At 65.8% G+C, this 20110-nt stretch carries 19 protein-coding genes; 9 read left to right on the top strand and 10 right to left on the bottom strand.

Translation table 11 applies throughout. The features are described 5' to 3' along the window. Nucleotides 1-69: 69 nt before the first annotated feature. Entirely contained in the window at nt 70-1884 is a 1815-nt protein-coding gene (locus BHK69_RS01695; protein ID WP_069688607.1) for a glucan ABC transporter ATP-binding protein/ permease, read from the bottom strand. 141 nt (nt 1885-2025) lie between these two features. On the opposite strand from BHK69_RS01695, the gene BHK69_RS01690 reads away from it, so the two are divergent. The 3 genes from BHK69_RS01690 (at nt 2026) to BHK69_RS01680 (ending at nt 4452) form a co-directional block, all read left to right on the top strand. After that, nucleotides 2026-2796, top strand: coding sequence for a motility protein A (locus BHK69_RS01690; protein WP_069688606.1), 771 nt, complete (start codon nt 2026-2028; stop codon nt 2794-2796). A 14-nt stretch (nt 2797-2810) separates the two neighbouring features. Then, complete coding sequence (locus tag BHK69_RS01685) at nt 2811-3635, top strand: OmpA/MotB family protein (RefSeq protein ID WP_069688605.1); 825 nt, start codon at nt 2811-2813, stop codon at nt 3633-3635. A gap of 67 nt (nt 3636-3702) precedes the next feature. Further along, nucleotides 3703-4452 carry a M15 family metallopeptidase gene (locus BHK69_RS01680; RefSeq protein ID WP_069688604.1) on the top strand — a complete coding sequence of 250 codons (750 nt, stop codon included), beginning with the start codon at nt 3703-3705 and terminating at the stop codon, nt 4450-4452. 67 nt (nt 4453-4519) lie between these two features. On the opposite strand, the gene BHK69_RS01675 is transcribed toward BHK69_RS01680, so the two are convergent. The 4 genes from BHK69_RS01675 to BHK69_RS01660 all read right to left on the bottom strand — a co-directional run bounded on the left by BHK69_RS01675 (nt 4520) and on the right by BHK69_RS01660 (nt 9660). Beyond that, nucleotides 4520-5044 carry a CAP domain-containing protein gene (locus BHK69_RS01675; RefSeq protein ID WP_069688603.1) on the bottom strand — a complete coding sequence of 175 codons (525 nt, stop codon included), beginning with the start codon at nt 5042-5044 and terminating at the stop codon, nt 4520-4522. Nucleotides 5045-5048: 4 nt separating this feature from the next. Further along, the gene (locus tag BHK69_RS01670) at nt 5049-7673 is read right to left on the bottom strand and encodes a DUF3772 domain-containing protein (protein ID WP_083269055.1); all 2625 of its coding nucleotides are present in this window, start codon (nt 7671-7673) and stop codon (nt 5049-5051) included. Nucleotides 7674-8202: 529 nt separating this feature from the next. Further along, complete coding sequence (locus BHK69_RS01665; RefSeq protein WP_244548369.1) at nt 8203-8463, bottom strand: DUF6719 family protein; 261 nt, start codon at nt 8461-8463, stop codon at nt 8203-8205. A 117-nt stretch (nt 8464-8580) separates the two neighbouring features. Next, the gene (locus tag BHK69_RS01660; RefSeq protein WP_069688600.1) at nt 8581-9660 is read right to left on the bottom strand and encodes an ROK family protein; all 1080 of its coding nucleotides are present in this window, start codon (nt 9658-9660) and stop codon (nt 8581-8583) included. Nucleotides 9661-9877: 217 nt separating this feature from the next. On the opposite strand from BHK69_RS01660, the gene BHK69_RS01655 reads away from it, so the two are divergent. Beyond that, nucleotides 9878-10354: a DUF2938 domain-containing protein gene (locus BHK69_RS01655; RefSeq protein WP_069688599.1), complete on the top strand. Its 477-nt coding sequence runs from the start codon at nt 9878-9880 to the stop codon at nt 10352-10354. Between the two features lie 53 nt (nt 10355-10407). Here the strand turns inward: BHK69_RS01655 and BHK69_RS01650 are convergent, their stop codons facing one another. Genes BHK69_RS01650 through gloB form a run of 3 tightly spaced genes read right to left on the bottom strand, consistent with a single transcriptional unit; the run spans nt 10408 to nt 12424 of the window. Next, a complete protein-coding gene (locus tag BHK69_RS01650; RefSeq protein ID WP_069688598.1) occupies nt 10408-11169 on the bottom strand; it encodes a GNAT family N-acetyltransferase in 762 nt (253 codons plus the stop codon). Beyond that, nucleotides 11169-11648, bottom strand: a complete 480-nt coding sequence (locus BHK69_RS01645) for a cupin domain-containing protein (RefSeq protein WP_069688597.1) — start codon at nt 11646-11648, stop codon at nt 11169-11171. The genes BHK69_RS01650 and BHK69_RS01645 overlap by 1 nt, the downstream gene beginning before the upstream one ends. 11 nt (nt 11649-11659) lie before the next feature. Then, nucleotides 11660-12424, bottom strand: coding sequence for a hydroxyacylglutathione hydrolase (gene gloB, locus BHK69_RS01640; RefSeq protein ID WP_069688596.1), 765 nt, complete (start codon nt 12422-12424; stop codon nt 11660-11662). 261 nt (nt 12425-12685) lie between these two features. Here gloB and BHK69_RS01635 point away from each other — a divergent pair, with 261 nt between their 5' ends. The 4 genes from BHK69_RS01635 to BHK69_RS01620 all read left to right on the top strand — a co-directional run bounded on the left by BHK69_RS01635 (nt 12686) and on the right by BHK69_RS01620 (nt 17325). Next, entirely contained in the window at nt 12686-13453 is a 768-nt protein-coding gene (locus BHK69_RS01635) for a class I SAM-dependent methyltransferase (RefSeq protein ID WP_069693276.1), read from the top strand. 103 nt (nt 13454-13556) lie between these two features. Continuing rightward, nucleotides 13557-14510, top strand: coding sequence for an acetyl-CoA carboxylase carboxyltransferase subunit alpha (locus BHK69_RS01630; protein WP_069688595.1), 954 nt, complete (start codon nt 13557-13559; stop codon nt 14508-14510). Between the two features lie 196 nt (nt 14511-14706). After that, nucleotides 14707-16167 carry a L,D-transpeptidase family protein gene (locus BHK69_RS01625; protein WP_069688594.1) on the top strand — a complete coding sequence of 487 codons (1461 nt, stop codon included), beginning with the start codon at nt 14707-14709 and terminating at the stop codon, nt 16165-16167. Nucleotides 16168-16401: 234 nt separating this feature from the next. Then, nucleotides 16402-17325, top strand: coding sequence for a TorF family putative porin (locus tag BHK69_RS01620; protein WP_158516142.1), 924 nt, complete (start codon nt 16402-16404; stop codon nt 17323-17325). Nucleotides 17326-17567: 242 nt separating this feature from the next. Here BHK69_RS01620 and BHK69_RS01615 read toward each other — a convergent pair whose 3' ends face one another. Continuing rightward, nucleotides 17568-18050 carry a MarR family winged helix-turn-helix transcriptional regulator gene (locus BHK69_RS01615; RefSeq protein WP_069688593.1) on the bottom strand — a complete coding sequence of 161 codons (483 nt, stop codon included), beginning with the start codon at nt 18048-18050 and terminating at the stop codon, nt 17568-17570. Between the two features lie 45 nt (nt 18051-18095). Between BHK69_RS01615 and BHK69_RS01610 the strand changes: the two genes are divergently transcribed. Next, the gene (locus BHK69_RS01610; protein ID WP_069688592.1) at nt 18096-18989 is read left to right on the top strand and encodes an alpha/beta fold hydrolase; all 894 of its coding nucleotides are present in this window, start codon (nt 18096-18098) and stop codon (nt 18987-18989) included. A gap of 15 nt (nt 18990-19004) precedes the next feature. Here the strand turns inward: BHK69_RS01610 and hemH are convergent, their stop codons facing one another. Next, nucleotides 19005-20069: a ferrochelatase gene (gene hemH / locus BHK69_RS01605; protein ID WP_069688591.1), complete on the bottom strand. Its 1065-nt coding sequence runs from the start codon at nt 20067-20069 to the stop codon at nt 19005-19007. Nucleotides 20070-20110 lie beyond the last annotated feature (41 nt).

The raw sequence follows: 20110 nt of genomic DNA, 5'->3' as shown, positions 1-20110 counted from the left end.
TTAGGATGGCGTTTTGCTCGCCTGTTTGCTGCACCGAGAACGATGCAAGATCGAGGCGAGGCGTTCGCCTCAATCAAATGTGATCTTGGCCGCCAGCGGGCTCGTAGCCTCCTCTGCCAGTGCCGCCGGCTTGTCGGTGACAAGATATTGGGCCCGCGCCAACGCGGCGAAACGCCCGCCCTTGGCGACGAGCTCCTCGAAGGAGCCCATCTCGATGACCTGACCCTGCTCGAAGACCAGGATGCGGTCGGCATTGCGGATGGTCGCGAGGCGGTGGGCGATGACGAAGGTGGTGCGCCCCTTCATCACCTCTTCCAGCGCCTTCTGCAGCTTGACCTCGGTGGCGGCGTCGAGCGCCGAGGTCGCCTCGTCGAGGATCAGGATCGGTGGGTTCTTGAGCAAGGCGCGTGCGATCGAGAGGCGCTGGCGCTCGCCGCCCGAGAGGGTCCGCCCGCGCTCGCCGACGAGGGTGTCGAGCCCGTCGGTCTGGCGCGCCATCACCTCGGTGGCCTGTGCGCGGTCGAGCGCCTCCATCATCTCGGCGTCGGTCGCGTCGGGCTTGCCGACGGTGAGGTTCTCGCGGATCGAGCGTGCGAACAGCATCGGCTCCTGGAAGACGACGCCGATATTGCGGCGCAGGGACAAAAGCGAGATGTCGCGGATGTCGAGACCATCGACGGTGATGCGGCCCGATTGCGGGTCGAAGGCCCTGTGCAGCAGGCCGAGCGTGGTCGATTTGCCCGAGCCGGTCGAGCCGACGATGGCGATGGTCTCGCCCGGCTTCACCGCAAAGGAGACGTCCTGTACGGCGGCGCGTTTGCCGTCATAGGAGAAGGACACGTCCTCGAAGGCGACCGCGCCCGACAAGCGCCCGGCATCCTTGGCGCTGGGCAGGTCGCGCACGGCGGGCAGCGTGTCCAGCACCTCGAAGAATTCGCGCATCTTCGGCGCCTGCATGAAGATGAAGTTCACGAAGGCGACGATCTGCTCGAGGCGGCCGACCAGCATGGTGGCAAAGCCCATGAAGGTGACGATCTCGCCGACGGTCGTGAGACCCTGCATCAAGAGCCAGGCGCCGACGACGAAGATCGCGAGCACGGTCAGCGTCGCCGAGGCGCGCGTCGCCACTGTCGCGATGGCCCACCAGGACAGGACCGGGAGCTGCGCTTCCAGCAGGCTCGCGATGGTCGAGCGCAGGCCGCGCACCTCGGCCTCGATGCGGGTGAAGCTCTGGATCACCGGCACATTGCCGAGCGCGTCCGAGGCCCGTTCAGCGAGGTTTGAGTGATAGGCCTCGACATTGCTCTGCAATTTGTCGGTCTTGCGCAGCACATAGGCAGTCAGCGCGCCGAAGAGCACGACGAGCGATATCAGCAGCAGGCCGAGCTGCCAGTTCTTCCACAGCGTGAAGGGCAGCAGGATGAAAAGCGCGACGAGGCTGGCGCAATGCTCGCGGAAGAAGGACAGCCAGAGCGCCCACATGCCGCTGGTGCCGTCGAGCATCACCTTGAGCACGCGGCCGGAATGGGTCTGGGTGTGGTAGGCGAGCGGCAGTGTCAGCGCGTGCTCGAAATAGTTCGCCATCACGGCGAGCCGGCGGCGATGGGCGAGCCGGTCGGAATGCAGCGAGACGAAAACGCTGGCCGCGATGGTGAACAGGCCGAAGCCGACCCAGGCCAGGATCAAGGCGTTGAGATCGCTCCAGGCGAGACGCTGGCCGGCGCCCTGCACGGCTGAGAGCTTGTCGATCAGCGCGCCAAACAGCATCGGCTCGGCGAAAGCCGCCGCTGCGAGCAGGATATTGGCGAGCGCCAGGATCAGGCCGAGCCGCTTTTCGGGACCGAGCTCGCCGAGCACACGAGTATAGATTGCAAACAGAGACATGCTCAGAGCTTTAACTGACATCCAGATGTGAGCAAGGCCTCAACCTTAACGCTTCGTTCAATGGGCGCCTTCTAAGGTTTTTGCGCTGCAGAAGCGGGGCCGCTTCGGGCGGCGCGCATCGGCCGGATCGAGGTGGTTTCCATGGATATCGCAACTGGCGTCGGCATTCTCGCCGGTATCGCCACGATCTGCTCGCTGATCATCATCGATGGCGGCAATTTCGCCGCTTATTACGACAAGCACGCGATCATCATCATCTTCGGCGGCGCCACCGCCGCCACCATGGTGCGGTTCCCGTTCTCGGTGATCGCGCATGGCCTGCCGATGGGCCTGCGCTTCGCCTTCACCCTGCGTTCGGTCAATCCGCGCGAGCTGATCGAGGAGATCACCCGCGTTGCCGAGATCGCCCGCAAGAGCGGGCCGGTGGCTCTGGAAAGCGTCGAGGTTTCCGACACGTTCCTGGCGCAGGGGCTGCGCTATATCGCCGACGGCTATGACAAGGATTTCATCCGCGACACGATGGAGCGCGACCGCGACAACTTCCTGCAGCGGCTCGATGAAGGCTCGAAGGTCTATCGCGCTATCGGCGACTGCGCCCCGGCCTGGGGCATGGTCGGCACCATCATCGGCATGGTCTCGATGTTCGCCAATATGAGCGATCCGTCCAAGCTTGGCCCGGCCATGGCGACAGCCTTGCTCGCCACGCTCTACGGCGCGCTGGTCGCCAACATGATCACCCTGCCGATTGCCGACAAGCTGCATATCAAGCTCGAGGAGGAGGAGATCTCGCGCACGCTGATCATCGACGGCGTGCTCCAGATGCGCGACGCCAAGAGCGCAACGCTGGTGCGCGAAATGCTGCTTGCCTATCTGCCCGACCATCATCGGGCGGAGATGGCGGAAGCGGCATGAACGGGACCTGAGCGGTGGCGAAGAAGAAGCGCGGAGCTCATGGCGGTCACGGCTGGTTCGTGACCTTCGCCGATCTGATGGCGCTGCTGATGGCGTTCTTCGTCATGGTCGCGGCCTATTCGAGCCAGGACAAGAACAAGATGCAGATCGTCGCGGGCTCGATGCGCGAGGCCTTCGGCACACAGAAGGACATGCGGCTGGCCGGCATCGTCGAGGTCGACGGCATCCCGACCAAGACCCATATCAAGAACGCCTATATCCGGCCGCTGGAGGACGCCTCCGACACGACCGCGCCCAACCACAACAACCAGAAGGAAGACGGGCTGATCGCGGCGACGCATGATCGCGGTTTCGCGCTCGCCGCTGCCTCGCTGCGCCAAGCCCTGCGCGAGATGCCGGAGATCGCGGAAGTTTCGCGCAACATCCTGGTCGAGGTCTCGGAATCGGGCATCGACATCCAGCTCGTTGATCAGGACGGCCGCGCCATGTTCGCGGAGGGCTCGAGCCAGCCCAATGAACGCATGCGCAAGGTGCTCGCGGCGGTGGCGCCTTCGCTGAGGCGCATGCCCAACAAGATCACGCTGACCGGGCATACGGCGACGCCGCGTCCGGGCCAGTCGCCGGAGGGCGATCCATGGACCTTGTCGGTCGGCCGCGCGGCGGCGGTGCGCGAGATCCTGGCCAATGCCGGCGTGCCCAATGAGCGCTTCGCCTCGGTCACCGGCAAGGGCGACACCGACCCACTGATCAAGGACAACCCTTACCTCGCCTTCAACCGCCGCGTCGGCATCGTGCTGAAGGCCGAGGCGCCGCCCTTGCCGTTCGGGGCGAAGCCTTAAAGGCCGCCCCCGTCGGCTTCCGCGAAAGGGGCTCGCGCGCAGTTGGCGCGCGGGCCATGATGGGGCGATGAACCTGTCCTGGCGGCTTGGTTGGATCTGCTGTCTGCTCCTGACCATGCCCGCGCCAGCCAAGGCCGGCGAGGCGCTGCCGGACGGCTTCATCCGCCTGCGCGAGATCGCTGTCGCGATACGCCAGGACATCCGCTACGCATCCGCCTTCAATTTCACCGGCGCAGCTGTCGCCGGCTATGGCCGTGCCGATTGCGTGCTGACGCAGGCGGCGGGGCAGGCCCTGATCCGCGTGGAGGCGCGGCTGGGCACGTCCGGCTATGCACTGAAACTGTTCGATTGCTACCGACCGGCGCGGGCGGTCCGGGCCTTTCTGGCCTGGGCGCAGGATGGGAAGGCGAGCGATTTCGGACGGGGCTTCCATCCCGATATTGCCAAGGACATGCTGGTCGCGCGCGGCTTCATCGCCTCGGTGTCGAGCCATTCGCGCGGATCGACCGTCGATGTCGGTCTTATCCGCCGCAACGAGCCCGGCTTGCCGACGCCCGCAACTGGCGGGCGTTGCGATGGTCCCCTCCAGCAGCGCCCGCAGGAAACGAGCCTCGATCTTGGCACGAGCTTCGACTGCTTTTCGGCAAAAAGCGCCGGCCGTGATCCGTCGGTCGGCCCAGACGCGCTCAGGTACAGAACGATCCTGCGAGACGCGATGAAGGCCGAGGGGTTTCGCGGCTATAGCCGCGAATGGTGGCACTTCACCCTGGCGAGCGAGCCCTTTCCGAAGACGATCTTCGATTTCGCGATCGAATGATGAGAGCCGGATACGAAAAACCGGTTCCCACTTTTTCGTATCCTGCTCGAGGTGCGCTGCGTCTCGCTCAAGGCGCGAGGATCAGCGCCCAGTAGACCTGATATTTCGAGCCCGGCGCATAGGCCGTCGCCAAGCCCATGCGGGTCGCGCCCGGCGTCTTCATGACGCGGTCGTGCTGGGGCGAATCGCGCCAGCCGGAGAAGGCTTCTGCCAACCGGCGATAGCCGGCCGAGAGATTGGCTTCCGCCCCCTGCTGTCCGGCACGGGCGAGGCGCGCCTTCACGGCTTCCGCCTGGGCCGGCTTGTCGGCCGCCGCCATGGCGCTCGCCTCTTCCTGGGCCGCGGCGTTGAGGGCCGGGTCGAGCGTCAGCGCGTTCAGCCCGGCATTCATCCGATAGGCCGAGATCATGGCGCGCGCCTCGCCAGCATCGACGCGGGCCGAGGCCGAGCCGAGATCGCGGTAGAAGGCCGGCTGACCGGTGCGGGGGGCTTCCGTACAGCCGGCGAGGTTCAGGATAGCGAGCGCGCCGGCGAGCAAGGCAGGGCAGGTCACGGCAAGAGCTTTCCGCTCGCCGCGTGGGAAACAAAACATCGCATCATTCCTTGCTGTCGTCTTTCGCGAAATCCCTGACCGGTTCGGGCGAGGGCTGCGGCTCCGGAGGCGCCTCCTCCGTGGATTCGTCTTCGATCTTGTGTTGTCGCGCGCGACGGATCGGCGCGACGGGTTTGGCCGGCTTGCGCGCCTCGATCTCGCGCCCGACCGCCTTGGCGATGCCGGCGAGCGATTGCTCGATGCCTTCCAGTCCCTTGACCGCGAGTTCGGGGACAGGCGGAGCGACCTCCATCTCGGCCAGGCGCTTGTGGATGACGTAGTTGAGGTCGCTGGTCACACGGCCGACGATATCGACCTCGGCGACGACGCAGATCAGGTCGAAATCCATCGTCGTGGTGCCGAGCTTCTTGAACAGCACGTTCGGCGGCGGTTTCTGCAGCACATCGCCATGGGCGGTGGCGGCCTCCGACAGCATGGTGCGGACCTCGGCGGGATCATAGCTGCGCGGCACCGAAATCGAGATCAGCACGCGCCCGGTCCGGTCGTTGCGGACCCGGTTGCGGACGACGCCCGAGATCAGGTTCGAATTGGGCACGATCACCGATGAGCGGTCGAAGGTCGCGATCTCGGTCGAGCGCACATTGATCTTTTTGACGATACCTTCCGCGTCGCCGACGACCACCTGATCGCCGACGCGGATCGGCCGCTCCCACAGCAGGATCAGGCCGGAGACGAAATTCGACACCACCGATTGCAGGCCGAAACCGATACCGACCGAGAGCGCGCTGGCAACCAAGGTCAGTCGTTCGAGACTGAGGCCCAGCGACGAGAAGGCGAGCGCCACCGCCGCCGCGTAGCCGAGATAGCCGGCGGCGGTGGTGATCGAATTGCGCAGTCCGGTGTCGAGCTTCGTGGTCGGCAGGAATTTGCCGTCGAGCCAGCCCTGCATCGAGCGCGTCGCCATCAGGCCGAGCGCAAAGAGGAAGGCGGCGATGATGATCGAGGACAGCGAGACAGTGACGCCGCCGACCTGGAAGCCGAAGAAGGCGGCGCGCAGCGAGGAGAAGAAATCGGCCGATTCCAGCCCCCAGGGCGCCAGCGCCAGCATGATCGTGATGATGATCACGATCAGCTTGAGAAGACCGGTGCCGACCACCGCGATCTTCTGCAGCGTCGCCTCGCGAATGCCGATGCCGGCTTTCAGCGTCAGGGCGAAGCGGCCCTTGCCGGTCAGGGTCCGGGCGATACCGAGTTCGAGGAACTGATAAATCAGCATGAACAGGCAGGCGAGGACGCCGATCCAGAGCACCTGCTCGGTCAGGAAGGTCGCGAAGACGACATAGCCGCTGAGCGCCGCCAGCACGATGACGAGGCCGACGACCCAGCCCAGGATCCGCACAGGGCCGAGGCTGGCGCCATCGACGGGCACATAGGGGCCCAGGCAAGCCTCTTCCTCGACCTCGTCGTCATCGCGCAATCGATACAGGCCCGCGATCAGGGTCAGCGCGAAGATGATGGCGAGGGTGCCCTTGATCAGGATCGAGACCGCGAGCCCGGCCGCGATCGCCTGCAGCCAGGCTTCCATCACCTTGCCGATCGCCATCACCAGTGCGAGCGAGCTTGCGATCCAGACGACGGTGCGCGCGGTCGAATCCATCACGCTGACGAGGCGGCGCTGCGGCGTGCCGGGTGCGAAGAGAGAGTCGGCCAGTGCCTGGATGAAGGCGAAGCTGGCGAGCCCTATCACCACGGCCCAGACCACGGGCTGGATGCGCGGTGGCAGCAATCCGGTGGTGTTGAGCGCGGAATAGATCAGCCAGCTCGCCAAAGCGGGAGGGGCGGCGCCGGCGACGAGATGGGTGAGCGCGACATAAAGACAATGCAGGCTGCCGGGGGCCTCCGTCGTGCCGACATGCGCCTTGAAGCGCGGCAGGTAGCGGGCGCGGGCGACGTAGAGCAGGATCGCGCCGATGAAGGAGACCGCGACAAACAGACCGCGCGCGCCTGACAAGGCATCGCCGAAGACCGACAGCCAGCCGCCGAAGATATAGCCGGAGGCGCGCAGATCCTCCGGCAAGGTGGTCAGCGCATTGCTCCAGAGTTCCGGGCTGAGGATCGACGGGCCCGGCGCGAAGAGCGCCTTGGCGAAGAGATCGCGGCGCTTGTCGCTGATGCCGGTCTGGAGCTGCTCGGCCTGGAGCTGCGCCGCGCGGGCGATCTTCATCGTCTCGTCGGCATCGGCGAAGGCCTTGGTGCGGGCGTCGCGTTCGCGCGCGACTTCGGCGCTTTCAGGCGGCGCGCTGGCGTCGGGCTTGGCGCCGAGCTGGTCGAGCCGCAATTTGGCCTGGTCGACGCGAGGGCCCTGCTCCTCGACTATCCCGCGCAATTGCTCCAGGAGCGGTTGCAAGCGCAGCCTCTGGCGCTGCAGGTCGGCGTCGCTCGGGCTCGGGGCCGCCAGCGTCGTCTCGATCTGGTTCAGCTCGAGGCGCGCGGCATCGAGTTTTGCCCGGCCGGGATTGGCGTCGGGCGTTTGGGCAAGCGCCTGAAACGAGCCGAACAGGAGGGCAAACAGCGCAGCCGCCAGCAAGGCCGTGAGCCTGCGCCCGGCAGGCACGGCGCGGCCATGGTTTCGGGTGGGAGAGGGGGCTTGCCCCGCCTGCGCAGGCATTCCGGTCGGGCCTCGCTGAGACTGATTCGCTGTTGGGCCAACCCTCGCCTTGCGAGCGTCTTCAAGGCAAGGCAGTGAGGAGAAATGCGTGACGGCCGGCAATGGGAGGACCTTGTTGCGCAGATGGGGCTGTTGGCGAAGAAAGCGTCACATGGCCGTGATGCCTGCGACCGGCGGGCCGATGGCTCGCGGACGTCATTGACGACAAACAGGACATGAAGATGGCGTCGAAGCGGGAAGTCCGGCGCGTTTCGGCATTTGGTTGAGCCAAAACGCGTTTCGCCTGGTTTCTGCAGCGCTGCCACCGCCGCGAAGCCGGGTTCTAGAGCAATTTCCGATCAATTTGGATCGTTCAATTGCTCCAGCCATTTGTTTTAAAGCGTTTTCTCCGCGCAAACGCTTCGCGTTTGTCGCGGGGGAACCGGTATCCACTTCGCTCGAAAACGCGCTCATCAAAGAGTTAGAGCAGGATCAACGCGAAAAACCGGTTCCCACTTTTTCGCATCCTGCTCCAGGACGGACCCTGTCCTCAGCGCGGTCGCTGGACGCAGCGGCGCGAGCGAGATGAGCCAGAGGTCGCCGAAGCCAGAGAGTCGCGGGTCTTCTGCTGTCTCGCCCCGGTCACCTCGCGGACCTGTCCCTGCGGGCAGCGTCCGTCATCGACCAAAATCACCTCGCCGGCCTTGAGCTGGCCGGCTGGCGGTTCCCTGCGCAGCACCTGCTGGGACATCGCCGGCACGGCGAGAACGACGCTGCCCAGCATTGCGGCCATTACCAGCGACCATCGCATCGCAAACCTCATTGCGCCCGCTGCGCCCGGAGAGGCGCGACACCACGTCACGACACGAGCTTAGCCCGACCCCGCGCTCCACGCACCTCTCGGACATGTCAGGCCTTGTCGGACATGTCAGGTCTTGTCCTTCCGTTTCGGCTTGGTCCGGTTCCGGTAGCTCGCATTGCCGAGCCCGGTGCCGATCGTCAGCACGGCCCAGTGTTCGACATCCTGCATCCCCGGCATTTCGCTCAAGCCCTGGATGACGGCGTCGTTGTGCATCACGATCTGCGTTTCATGCTCGCCGATCTCGGGCACCATCTCGCGGATGCTGTCGACGAGGTTGAAGCGGCTGCTCTCCCAATTGCCCGGCAGGTTCTGCGCACCGCGGTCGATCGACCCGTTGGGCTCGATCAGGCCGGGACAGCCGAGGCCGATGAAGGGCGCGACGCGCAGTCCAGCCTTGCGGGCCTGCCGGATCTGGCCGTTCAGCATCTCGCCGAGGCGCTTGATCGCTGCGTCACGGCTGGGTTCCTCGTCGATATGGCGCCAGAGCTCCGATTCCCAGACGCGGGCCTTGCTCAGATCCGGCGCCTTGTCCTGGCGCAGCTCGACGATGCCGGCGCGGATGTTCGAGCCGCCGATATCGACCGCGACGAGGCTGTCATAGGCCTCGAAGATCCATGACGGTGCGAGATGGGCGCTGCCGACAAGTCCGGCCTCATCGGGGTGATGGCGGATCGGCCTGAGGTCGATCTCGCGTCCCTCGGTGTGGAGGATGATGCCGGCGCGGCCGATGGCGAGCTCGCCGATCCGGCTTTCGCGAAAGCCGCCGCCGATGGCGATGCGCTCGACGGGCGCCCAGGATTTGAGCTTGATGAAGCGGCGGATGACGAAGGCGAGCGACTGGGCAAAGCTTTCGATCGCACTCAGCACGAGCGCGGCCTCATGCGGTTCGCCCTTGAGCAGCAGCTCATCCAGGTCCTTCTTGCTGATCGCGGCGGTGTCGCCGGCGAGCGGATCGTCGCCGGTCTTGCGCAAATGCCGGCGCAGCGCATCGAGGTGCTCGACGAAGGCGCCGCGGCTTGCCTTGTCGCCGACGAAGCCGTCCTGATCGCGGATTTCGAGGTTGTAGCTGGTCAGATGGACGGAGGGCAGTTCCGCCGAGCCATGGGTTCCGTGATTGCTCGTCGTGTCGGCCGTGGCGGCGCCCATGCGAATATCCCTTGTCCTGTGGTTCAGTCAGGCAACCCGGGGCGGCTCGCAGGGTTCCCCGGGGAGGCGCGATCGGAGCCGTCCTTGCATGTCCCGCATGAGCGCAGGGCGCTTGACCGGCCGCGCCGATATCCGCTCCATGGCGACGAGGTGGCCGAAAGACGCGGTGGGAACGATCCCCGCAGCGCCGACCATCTAGCTCTGGGGGGCGACGACGATGGAATTCCTGATCCGCGCGATTGTGATCGGCGCTGGCGCCACCTTGCTGCTCGATATCTGGGCGCAAGTGCTGCAACGCGTGGCCGGCTGGCCCGCGCCGAACTGGGCGATGCCGGGACGCTGGTTCGCGCATCTGCTGCGCGGACAGTTCGCGCATGAGGACATCGGGCGGGCGCAACCTGTCGCAAACGAACTCGCGATCGGCTGGGTGTTCCATTACGCCGTCGGCATTCTCTTCGCCGCCGTTCTCCTGGCGCTTTGGGGGCTCGGCTGGTCGCGCAGCCCGACTTTCGGACCCGCGTTGATCGTTGGTCTCGTCACTGTCGGCTGCGGCTGGTTCATCCTGCAGCCGGGCATGGGAGCCGGCGTCGCTGCTTCCAAGAAGCCCAATGCCTGGACAATCCGGGCGCTCAACATCGTCGGCCACATCGTCTTCGCGATCGGGCTTTACGGCACCGCGCTGCTGACCCGCTGAGCGACGGCCTCCTGGCAGGTCAATCCAGCTGGCAAGTCAATCTAGCTGGCAGGTCAATCCAGGATGCGCGTCTCGTAAGCGTAGAGCCGGCGGAAGCCGAGACGGTCGTAGAGGCTGATCGCGACCTCGTTGGTCTGGTCCACCTGGAGATAGGCGCTGCCGCAGTCCATGAGGCGCGCCCAGGACATCAATCCGGAGACGATGCGCCGACCCAAACCATGGCCGCGATGGTTGGCGTCGACCACGATCGTGCCGATCTCGGCCATGCCGCGCTCGGCGACGCCCATGCCGTAGGCGACGGGCTCGCCCGCGATCAGCAAGGTCGCGAAGGCAGCCGGCATCCTGATCTTCTCGACGATGGCGGCGAGGTTGCCGGCATGGGTCTTCACGCCGGCCTGGCGCGCGGCGACGCCGGCGATCCAGTCGGCGCTCGGGCGCGCCTCGATCTGGAGCTCGGGGTCGATCTCGGGCGTGATGCCGTCGAGTTTCGCGATCATGCCGAAGGACGCGTCCTTGAGGCGATAGCCGCGCGCGATCACTTCGGCGCGCGTCGCCTCACCGATTAGTGGTGTCAGGCGCACGGAAGGTGGCAATCCGTCGGCCCGGTAGAGCCCCTCGATCATCGCCAGCGTCGCCTCGTCGAGCTCCGCGCCGGGCTTCAGCGGCGTGGCGGCGTTGGCCCGGCCGGAATAGCCATTGGCGAAGCGCACGACCCAATCGTCGATCAGCAGGGTCGCGGGCGCAGGCCAGGCATTGACGATGCGCCGCTCGCATTCGAGCGCCAGCGCGAGGTCGTCGGCATCGTCGGATATCATCAGGCTCCCCAGGGCTTGCGCGGCGTCGGACGCCAGTCCGGCGGCGCCATCTCGAAACCGGAAAAGGCGAAGCCAGGCGCGACCGTGCAGCCGACCAGCGTCCAGGCGCCCAGCGAGGTGGCGCTCTGCCAGGTGCCCGCCGGCACCACGAATTGCGGCCGCTGCCCGGCTCTCAGATCGGGACCGAGATGATGCGCCGAGGCGTCATGGCCATTGGGCGAGATGCTGATCACCAGCGGCGCGCCGGCATAATGATGCCAGATCTCGGCGGCATCGACCCGGTGCCATTCCGAGGTCTCGCCGGTGTCGAGCAGGTAGTAGATCGCGGTCGAGAAGCCGCGCCCTTCCGGGCCGGCCTCGTCGCGGAAGGTCTCGCGGTAATGGCCGCCTTCCGGATGGGGCTTGAGGTCGAGCAGGCGGATGACCTCGGCCGCGCCGAGGCCGTCGATTGAGGAATCGCCGTCGAGCGAGGAGTTCATGCCGACTGTCCTCAGAATGCGTTCTTGGCTTCGCGCAGCGCCGCAAAAACCTCGCCGGGGGCGCCGCCGGCCTTGCCGACTGCCGCTGCAAGCGCAGCCTCTCCGGCGCGGAAGAAGGGGTTGGTCGCCTTCTCCTCGCCGATCGTGGTCAGCGCCCAGAAGCGGCCTTCCGCCTTGGCGGCTTCGGCCTCGGCGTAACGGGCCTTGAGCGCTGCGTTGGCCGGGTCCATCGCGATGGCGAAACGGGCATTGGACAGCGTGTAGTCATGGCCGGTGATCAGGCGGACATCGTCGGGCAGTGCCATGATGCGATCGAGCGAGGTCCACATCGCCCCCATCTGGCCGGGCTGGACCCGCCCGCAGCCCATGACGAAGACGACATCGCCGACGAGCGCCAGCTTGGCCCCGATGCTGGCGAAGGTCAGGTGGCCGTTGGAATGGCCCGGCGTGTGCCAGATCTCGAAGCTGTCATTGCCGAGCTCGACGCGGTCGCCCTCGCCCAGGATGCGGTCGAGCGGGGCGGAATCGGCGGCGTCGGCCGGCCCGCAGACGAAAGCTCCGGTCGCCTCCTTCAACTCGGCCACGCCCTGCGTGTGGTCGTGATGGGCGTGGGTGACGAAGATGTCGCTGATCGTCCAGCCCTTGGCCTTGGCGGCGGCGAGGACGGGAGCGGCATCAGGCACGTCGACAGCCGCGCAGGCCTTCGTCACTGGGTCGAAGATCAACGCGCCGGCATTGTCGCTGAGGGTGCGGAAGATATGGAGATCGAGGGACATGCGAGGCTCCGGCACGGGCGGGCAGGACAGGGTGCCGCCCTGAATGCGCCATGGCCCGGCTTCTATCAAGTCGAGTGGCTTGCTAGCCGCAGGCGCTTGCAAGCCACTCGAGTTGAGGCGCCAGGTTCAAGCCTCCCCAGAGCAGGCGGGGGAAGGGGCCGTTCAGCCGAGCCTTCACTTGCGGCCTTCAGTTGCAGCCTTCCGTTGCAGCGTTCACTTGCAGCCCTTGCTTTGGCTGCGCCGCCGTTCCATCTCAGGCTCATGCCACTCGACGTCGTCGATCTTCGCGCCTTCTACGCCAGCCCGCTCGGCCATGTCGCGCGGCGGTTCATTGGCCGGGCGATGCTGCGCTTCTGGCCCGACTGCTCGCGGCAGCGCGTGCTGGGGCTCGGTTTCTCCACACCTTATCTCTCCGTGCTCGGCCTTGGCGCCGAACGGGTGCTTGCCTTCATGCCGGCGGCGCAAGGTGTGGTGAACTGGCCCTCCGAAGGCATGTCGGCCTCCGCGCTGGTCGAGCCGACCTTGCTGCCCTTGCCCACGGCCTCGGTCGACAGGGTGGTGCTGGTGCATGCGCTGGAGGAGACCGAGAGCCCCGACGATCTGCTGGAAGAGGTTGGACGCGTGCTCTCGCCGGGCGGACGGATGATCGTCGTCGTGCCCAATCGCCGCGGACTCTGGGCGCGGATGGACGGCACGCCCTTCGGCCATGGCCGCCCGTTCAGCCGCTCGCAGCTCCAGGCGCTGATGCGCGCCGCCGAATTCTCGCCCGAGAACTGGGCCGAGGCGCTCTACGTTCCGCCGCTGAAGCGGCATCTGCTGATGCGTTCGGCACCCGCCTGGGAGCGGGCCGGCGCAGGGTTGTCCCTGCCCTTCGCCGGTGTCCATGTCATCGATGCGACCAAGCAGTTCTATCGCCGCGTGCCCTTGCGCGCGACGCGGCGCAGCTTTGCCTTCCGGCCGATCCTGCTGCCGCGACCGACCCCGACCCAGCGCGCGGCAAACCCGCCTGGAGACGGCGCAGCGGGTTGACAACGGCCGTGACGCGCGGCCAAGGTCCGCCGCTTTTCGCGAACCCGGTTCCGCCCATGCGCTACGCGCGGACCTGCCGACGCGGAACCTGAACTGGATCACGATGCGAAGCTATTTGGATTTCGAGAAACCGGTCGCCGAACTCGAGGCGAAGGCGGATGAATTGCGCGCCCTTGAGGCGAAGGGCGAAGGCTATGCGCTCTCCGAGGAGATCGGCAAGCTCGACGCCAAGGCCAATCAGGCGTTGAAGGAGATCTATGCCGCGCTGACGCCCTGGCAGAAGACGCTGGTCGCGCGCCATCCGCAGCGCCCGCACTTCAAGGATTACTGCGCGGCGCTGTTCAGCGAGTTCACGCCGCTCGCGGGCGACCGGGCTTTCGGCGAGGATGAGGCGATCATGGGCGGTTTCGGCCGCTTTCGCGGCGAAGCCGTCTGCATTGTCGGGCAGGAGAAGGGCGATTCGACCGAGACCCGTATCCGGCACAATTTCGGCATGCCCAAGCCCGAGGGCTATCGCAAGGCGGTGCGCCTGATGGAGATGGCCGGCCGCTTCGGGCTGCCGGTCCTGAGCTTCATCGACACGGCCGGCGCCTATCCCGGCATCGAGGCGGAGGAGCGCGGCCAGGCCGAGGCGATCGCGCGCTCGACCGAAGCTTGCCTGGGATTGCGCACGCCGAGCGTGGCGCTGGTGATCGGCGAGGGCGGTTCGGGCGGCGCGATTGCGATCGCCGCCGCCAGCCGCGTGCTGATGCTGGAGCATGCGATCTATTCGGTAATCTCGCCGGAAGGTGCGGCCTCGATCCTCTGGCGCGATACCAAGCGCGCGCAGGACGCTGCGACCGGCATGAAGATCACCGCGCAGGACCTGCTGAAATTCGGCGTCATCGATCGCATCATCAGCGAGCCGGCGGGCGGCGCGCATCGCGATCCTCAGATGGCGATGGTGCGGGCGGGCGATGCAATCGCCTCGGCGCTGTCGGATTTCTCAGGCGTGGGCGCCGACGACATCGTCAGCCGCAGGGCGGAAAAATTCCTCGCCATCGGGCGGGCGATCTGACGTTGGGTGAAGCTTTTTTGCGGTGTGTCGGCTGCCGCCGCCGTTAGGAAGGCGTTGACCATATGGCTATGACGGAGCAGCCTGTGGTAAGGAACCCTCAAGGCTAACGCTTCTACAACTGGGCAGCCGGCACAATTTGGCCGTGTTGCATAGTCAGTGGTCGTGCTTCCGCCGGCCGTTCGATGGGATTGACGACGTGGCATTCAAGCACTTCGCGCTCGTGGCTTTCGTTGCATTGTCGCTGGGCGCTTGCGAGGAGGACCGCTATCGCGGCTCCGCCAGGCACAATATCCCGATTCCGTCGGCGACCTATACGCTCATGTCTGAGAAGGGCATGAGCAAGGATCAGCCGATCCTGATCCGCTCCTACAAGAAGGAGTCGGAGCTCGAGATCTGGAAGCGCAAGGCCGACGGGCAATATGCGCTGCTCAAGACCTTCCCGATGTGCCGCTGGTCCGGCCAGCTCGGCCCGAAGGTCCGTGAAGGCGACCGCATGGCGCCGGAAGGCTTCTACGCCATCACGCCGGCGCAGATGAACCCGAACTCGGCCTATTATGTCTCCTTCAACATGGGCTACCCCAACGCCTATGACCGCTCCTATGGCCGCACCGGCGCGCATCTGATGGTGCATGGCGCCTGCTCCTCGGCCGGCTGCTATTCGATGACCGACGATCAGATCGGCGAGATCTACGCGCTTGTCCGCGAGGCCCAGAATGCCGGCCAGAAGGCGGTGCAGATGCAGGCGCTGCCCTTCCGCATGACGCCGGAGAATCTGGCCAAGCACCGGCTCGATTCCAACATCGCCTTCTGGAAGAACCTGAAGGAAGGCACCGACTATTTCGAGGTGACGAAGGACGAGCCGCCGGTCTCGGTGGCGGGCGGCCGTTATGTCTTCAGCAACGGCTCGGATTCCTCCGTCGTCCAGGCCGTGCAGCAGAAGCGCCAGCAGGACGAGGTTCAGGTCGCTGCGCTCGTCGCCAAGGGCACGCCTGCGATCAAGCTGATCTATGACGATGGCGACTCGCACTCCTCCTTCAAGCGCACACTCGTGGCCGGCGGCTCCGATTCGCTGAACCGCACGGCGAGCTGGGCCTCGCGCGATGTCGGGGTCAGCCGACCCGACGCCATCAGCGGCGGTCCGCGCGTGCTCGTGCTCGACAATCTGGGCAAGCCGAAAGCCGAGGTTCGGGCGGCGTCGGCCGATAATGACGCCGTGCTCGCCGCGGTCGCTGCTGCGCCCGACGTGAATCCGGCCGAGACTGCCAGCATCGCCAAGCCGAGCGTGGCCAAGGTCGAGGCGCAGCCAAGAGCCGTGACTGGTAAGCCGGCATCGGCTGCCGCAACGCAGGTCGCCAAGGCCACTGCAGGTGCTGCAGCCGCACCTGTGGCGATCGATGCGCCGTCTGCCCTTGCCGCGACCCCCGCCGCGCCTGCCGCCGTGCCCTTCTATCAGCGGGCTCTCAGCTTCGTTCCGTTGATCGGCGGCTCGCAGCAGCAGCCGGAACAGGCGCGGGAAACCACGCCGGTGGCGTCGGTCGTGCCGGATTCGCCGACCAATATCCGGGCCCCCCTGCCGCCTCGGCGCGCCACGGGCCTGCGCACCTCGCGGCTGGATCAGTCGGACGCGGCCTATTCCAGTCAGCCCGTGACACGCTGATGGGTTGCAGCCGGGCGCTTGCGCCCGGTATGCGTGACGGAAATATCACAGCATTCCGCTTTGTCGGCGAAGCACGTTTTGAATGCATCAAAACGTGACTCTGACCGAGATATTGCCCGCTTCATGGGCAAGCTGCCGAAAAGCTCGGCTTGCTGAATCAGGCGATCCATTGGCTTCATAATGGCGAAAGCGCGGCACGTTGCGCGTGCATTTCGACATTTGACGGAGCTGATGATGGCTTTCGATTTCTTCCGGTCTTCCGTGGCGGGTGCAGCGTTCTCTCTGGCGATGCTGTCGGGTGCCGCGCATGCGTCGGATCTTCCGAGCAAGAAGGGCGCCCCGGCTGCCCCGGTGCCTCCGGCGATCACTTGGTTCGATATCGCCGTCACCATCAAGGCGACGAGCGACTATAATTTCCGCGGTATCTCCCAGTCGGATCGCAAGCCCGCCATCCAGGGCGGCGCGGAACTGCAGATTTACGACAATCTGTTCTATGTCGGCGTCTGGGCCTCGAGCGTCGATCTCGTCACCAACCCGCCGGCGGAAATCGATTTCACCGCCGGTATCCGCCCGAAATTCGGCCCGGTCACCTTCGATCTGGGTGTAATCCAGTATTACTACCCGGATGAGAGCCGCTATATCGACAATCTCGGCACGATCTGGACGCCGAAGAACACCGATTTCATGGAAATCGCCGGCAAGGTCTCCTATAACTGGGAGGACAAGGTCACGATCGGCGCCAACGTCTTCTATGCCTGGAACTGGCTCGGCACCGGCGCGAGTGGCACCTACGCCTCCGGCACCGCCAAGTACAACCTGCCCTTCCTCGAAGGCCTCTCGGTCTCGGGTGAGTTCGGCCGCTACTGGCTTGGCACGACCAACACCAACATCGCCTTCCCCGTCGCGATCCGCCTGCCCGACTATAATTACTGGAATGTCGGCCTTTCCTACACCTGGAAGAACCTGACGGCGGATATCCGCTATCACGATACCAACCTGTCGAAGTCCAAGTGCTTCACGCTGACCTCCGATCCGAGCGGCATCACGCGCGGCAATGCCGGTGGGGCCTACGGCTCGAAATGGTGCAACCCGACCGTGGTCGGCTCACTCTCCTTCGACATCACGGCGAGCAGCCTCGGCGTCTTCGCGCCGAAGTAACAGCTCCCATCAGGGATGAATCACAGAAGGCCGCTCGCGAGAGCGGCCTTTTTCATTGGCCGGAGCAGGGCGCATTCAGGTCGAAGTAAAAGGTTGGTCATCCCGGGTCTGCGCGGAGCGTGTGCCTGGGCCGGCCGAAGGCCGGAACCGGGGGCTTCGCTCGGTATGACCGAGCGGTTTCTACCTCAAGGCGAGACGCTCCTGAGCCGCCGCCTTGGCGCCGCCAACTGGAATGGAGCGCTTCAGGATTCCAGCGCCTTGGCGACACGGCGCATCATCTCGCCAACCGCGTCGCATTCGGCATCGCTGAGCACCGTCATCATCGCCTCGATGCGTGCGACATGGATCGCCATGGCCTTGCGCGTCAGGGCCTCGCCCGTCGGCGTCAGCCAGAGCCTGCGGACGCGGCGGTCGGTTTCGTCGCCGCGCCGCTCGACGAGTTCGCGCCGCTCCAGCTCGGGCAGTAGCATGCTCATGGCGCTGCGGCCGACGAGGAGCTTTTCGGCAAGCGCCTGCTGCGTCAGCCCTGGCGTGTGGAAGATGTTGGCAAGCACGTCATAATGGGCGACCTGAATGCCGAGCGGGCCAAGCGCTTCGCTGAAGACCTTCTTCCAGAGCGCGTGGATGCGCGCCACCGCGATCCAGTTGCGAAAGCGCGGCAGATCCCAGGGCAGGGTCTGGGTCTCGACGAAGCTTGTCTCGGCAGCCTCTTGCTTTTTGTTCATGGGTGAACATAATAGTTCAGCGCTGAACTAATATGGATATGAGCCATGGCTGACATTGCACTCCGTCTGTTGCGGCCGTTGATCCGGGTCTCGAGCTTCCTTGCTCCCAAGACCAGTGGCCGCCTCGCATTCAAAGCCTTTTGTACCCCGCCGCGTCGCCCACAGGGAAATGCCAATCGCAAGGGGGCGGTCAAACCCGCGACCACGCGGCTGCAAGCGAGCGAAGCGGTCTCGATACCGTTCCCATGCGGCTCGGTGGCGGCCTATGTCTTCGATCCGCCTGGCGCCGATCCGGTGGAGCAACGCCCGACCGTGATCCTGGTTCATGGCTGGACGGGCGCCGCCGTCTTCATGACCGCTTTCGTCGCTCCTCTGCTGGCGGCGGGTTTTCGCGTCGTGGCCTATGATCTGCCGGCCCATGGCGCCTCGACAGGCAGCGAGCTCAACATTCCGCTCGGGGTTGCGAGTCTGGCCGCGGTCGCGCGCGCCTTCGCCCCGGTGCATGCCATCGTCACGCATTCCTTTGGCGGTGCGATCGCGCTGGCGGCTCTGGCCGGAACCGTTCCCGGCCAGCCGGTGGTCGAGGCGAAGCGCCTGGCGATGATCGCCGCCCCCTCATCGATGACGCTGGTGACGCGGCGCTTCGGCGCGACGATCGGCCTTGGCGCGCGTGGGCAGGCGGCGCTGGAGCGGCGTATCCATATCGTCGCCGGCGCGCCGGTCACGGCTTTCGAAGGGGCGGGCCAACTGGCTTCGGTCGGCTTGCCGGCGCTGATCGTGCATTGCCGCGACGACAAGGAGCTCGGCTTCCATCATGCGGAAGCGCTGGCGACGGCGGGGCCCTTCGCCAGGCTCGTGCCGATGAGCGGGCTCGGGCATCGCCGCATCCTGCAGGCGAAACCGGTGGTGGAGGCGGTGACGGGCTTCGTGACGGCTTGACCGGCGGCCTGACGCTCAGAGCCAACCCATCAATTCGCGCCGGACCAGGGCCTCGAGCACGTCGATGCTTTCAGCGGAGTCGTTCAGGCAAGGCAGATAGGCGAAGCGCTTGCCGCCATTGTGCATGAAGATCTCGCGGTTCTCGACATCGAGCTCCTCGAGCGTCTCCAGGCAATCGGCCGAGAAGCCTGGCGCGACGATGGCGAGCGATGTGGTGCCCGCCTGTGCCAGCGCTTTGACTGTCTCGTCGGTATAAGGCTGCAGCCATTCATCGGGCCCGAAGCGCGACTGGAAGGTCAGCCTGAAGCGCTCTGCCGGCAGCCCGAGCTCCTCGCGCAGCAGGCGCCAGGTCTTGACGCATTGGCAGTAATAGGGGTCGCCCTTGAGCAGATATTCCTTGGGCATGCCATGGAAGGAGCAGAGGATGATCTCGGGATCGAAATCGAGCTTCGCCAGCGAACTGCGCATCGAGGCGGCCAGCGCTTTGATATAGGTCGGGTCGTCATGATAGGGCGGGGCAACGCGTACCGCCGGTTGCCAGCGCATCTCCATCAAGGCCCGAAAGGCCTGGTCGCAGGCCGTAGCCGAGGTCGGCGCGGCATATTGCGGGTAGAGCGGCACCAGCAGGATACGGTCGCAGCCCTGATCCTGCAGCGCCTTGATCCTGCTCTTCACATCGGGAAAGCCGTAGCGCATCGCCCAATCGAAGATGACGCGCTCGCCGGCCATGGGCTTCAGGCGCTTGGCGACTTGTTCGGTCTGCGAGCGCGTGATCGTCTTGAGTGGCCCCTCATTGCGCTCATTGTTCCAGATCGAGGCGTAGTCCTTGCCCTTGCGGCCCGGCCGCGTGGTCAGGATGATCAGATTGAGGATCGGCCACCATTTCCAGCGCGGTTCCTCGATCACCCGCCGGTCGGAGAGGAACTCCTTGAGATAGGCCCGCATCGGCCGGTAGCTCGTGCCTTCCGGCGTGCCGAGATTCATCAGCAGGACGCCGATGCGGCCGGCCGCGATCTTGGGGTGATCGGAGGGCAGGCTGACGACCGGCATCGCGGCGGCTGGACTGGTCTCGGCTGTCATGGCGCAGACTTTCCTTTGCCCGTGATTTAGACGAGTTCCGG

Source organism: Bosea vaviloviae (assembly GCF_001741865.1).
In the GTDB taxonomy this organism is placed as follows: Bacteria; Pseudomonadota; Alphaproteobacteria; order Rhizobiales; family Beijerinckiaceae; genus Allobosea; species Allobosea vaviloviae.
The sequence above is the reverse complement of the archived record's forward strand: the minus strand, read 5'-3'. Positions and strand labels throughout refer to the sequence as shown.

Coding starts and splice junctions, on each gene's coding strand:
- BHK69_RS01650 (WP_069688598.1), bottom strand. CDS start 11,169: ATGATATCCGACGATGCCGACGACCTCGCGCTGGCGCTCGAATGCGAG.
- gloB (WP_069688596.1), bottom strand. CDS start 12,424: ATGTCCCTCGATCTCCATATCTTCCGCACCCTCAGCGACAATGCCGGC.
- BHK69_RS01665 (WP_244548369.1), bottom strand. CDS start 8,463: ATGCGATGGTCGCTGGTAATGGCCGCAATGCTGGGCAGCGTCGTTCTC.
- BHK69_RS01620 (WP_158516142.1), top strand. CDS start 16,402: ATGGCTTTCGATTTCTTCCGGTCTTCCGTGGCGGGTGCAGCGTTCTCT.
- BHK69_RS01670 (WP_083269055.1), bottom strand. CDS start 7,673: ATGCCTGCGCAGGCGGGGCAAGCCCCCTCTCCCACCCGAAACCATGGC.
- BHK69_RS01690 (WP_069688606.1), top strand. CDS start 2,026: ATGGATATCGCAACTGGCGTCGGCATTCTCGCCGGTATCGCCACGATC.
- BHK69_RS01660 (WP_069688600.1), bottom strand. CDS start 9,660: ATGGGCGCCGCCACGGCCGACACGACGAGCAATCACGGAACCCATGGC.
- BHK69_RS01695 (WP_069688607.1), bottom strand. CDS start 1,884: ATGTCTCTGTTTGCAATCTATACTCGTGTGCTCGGCGAGCTCGGTCCC.
- BHK69_RS01635 (WP_069693276.1), top strand. CDS start 12,686: ATGCCACTCGACGTCGTCGATCTTCGCGCCTTCTACGCCAGCCCGCTC.
- BHK69_RS01630 (WP_069688595.1), top strand. CDS start 13,557: ATGCGAAGCTATTTGGATTTCGAGAAACCGGTCGCCGAACTCGAGGCG.
- BHK69_RS01610 (WP_069688592.1), top strand. CDS start 18,096: ATGGCTGACATTGCACTCCGTCTGTTGCGGCCGTTGATCCGGGTCTCG.
- BHK69_RS01645 (WP_069688597.1), bottom strand. CDS start 11,648: ATGAACTCCTCGCTCGACGGCGATTCCTCAATCGACGGCCTCGGCGCG.
- BHK69_RS01680 (WP_069688604.1), top strand. CDS start 3,703: ATGAACCTGTCCTGGCGGCTTGGTTGGATCTGCTGTCTGCTCCTGACC.
- hemH (WP_069688591.1), bottom strand. CDS start 20,069: ATGACAGCCGAGACCAGTCCAGCCGCCGCGATGCCGGTCGTCAGCCTG.
- BHK69_RS01615 (WP_069688593.1), bottom strand. CDS start 18,050: ATGAACAAAAAGCAAGAGGCTGCCGAGACAAGCTTCGTCGAGACCCAG.
- BHK69_RS01655 (WP_069688599.1), top strand. CDS start 9,878: ATGGAATTCCTGATCCGCGCGATTGTGATCGGCGCTGGCGCCACCTTG.
- BHK69_RS01675 (WP_069688603.1), bottom strand. CDS start 5,044: ATGTTTTGTTTCCCACGCGGCGAGCGGAAAGCTCTTGCCGTGACCTGC.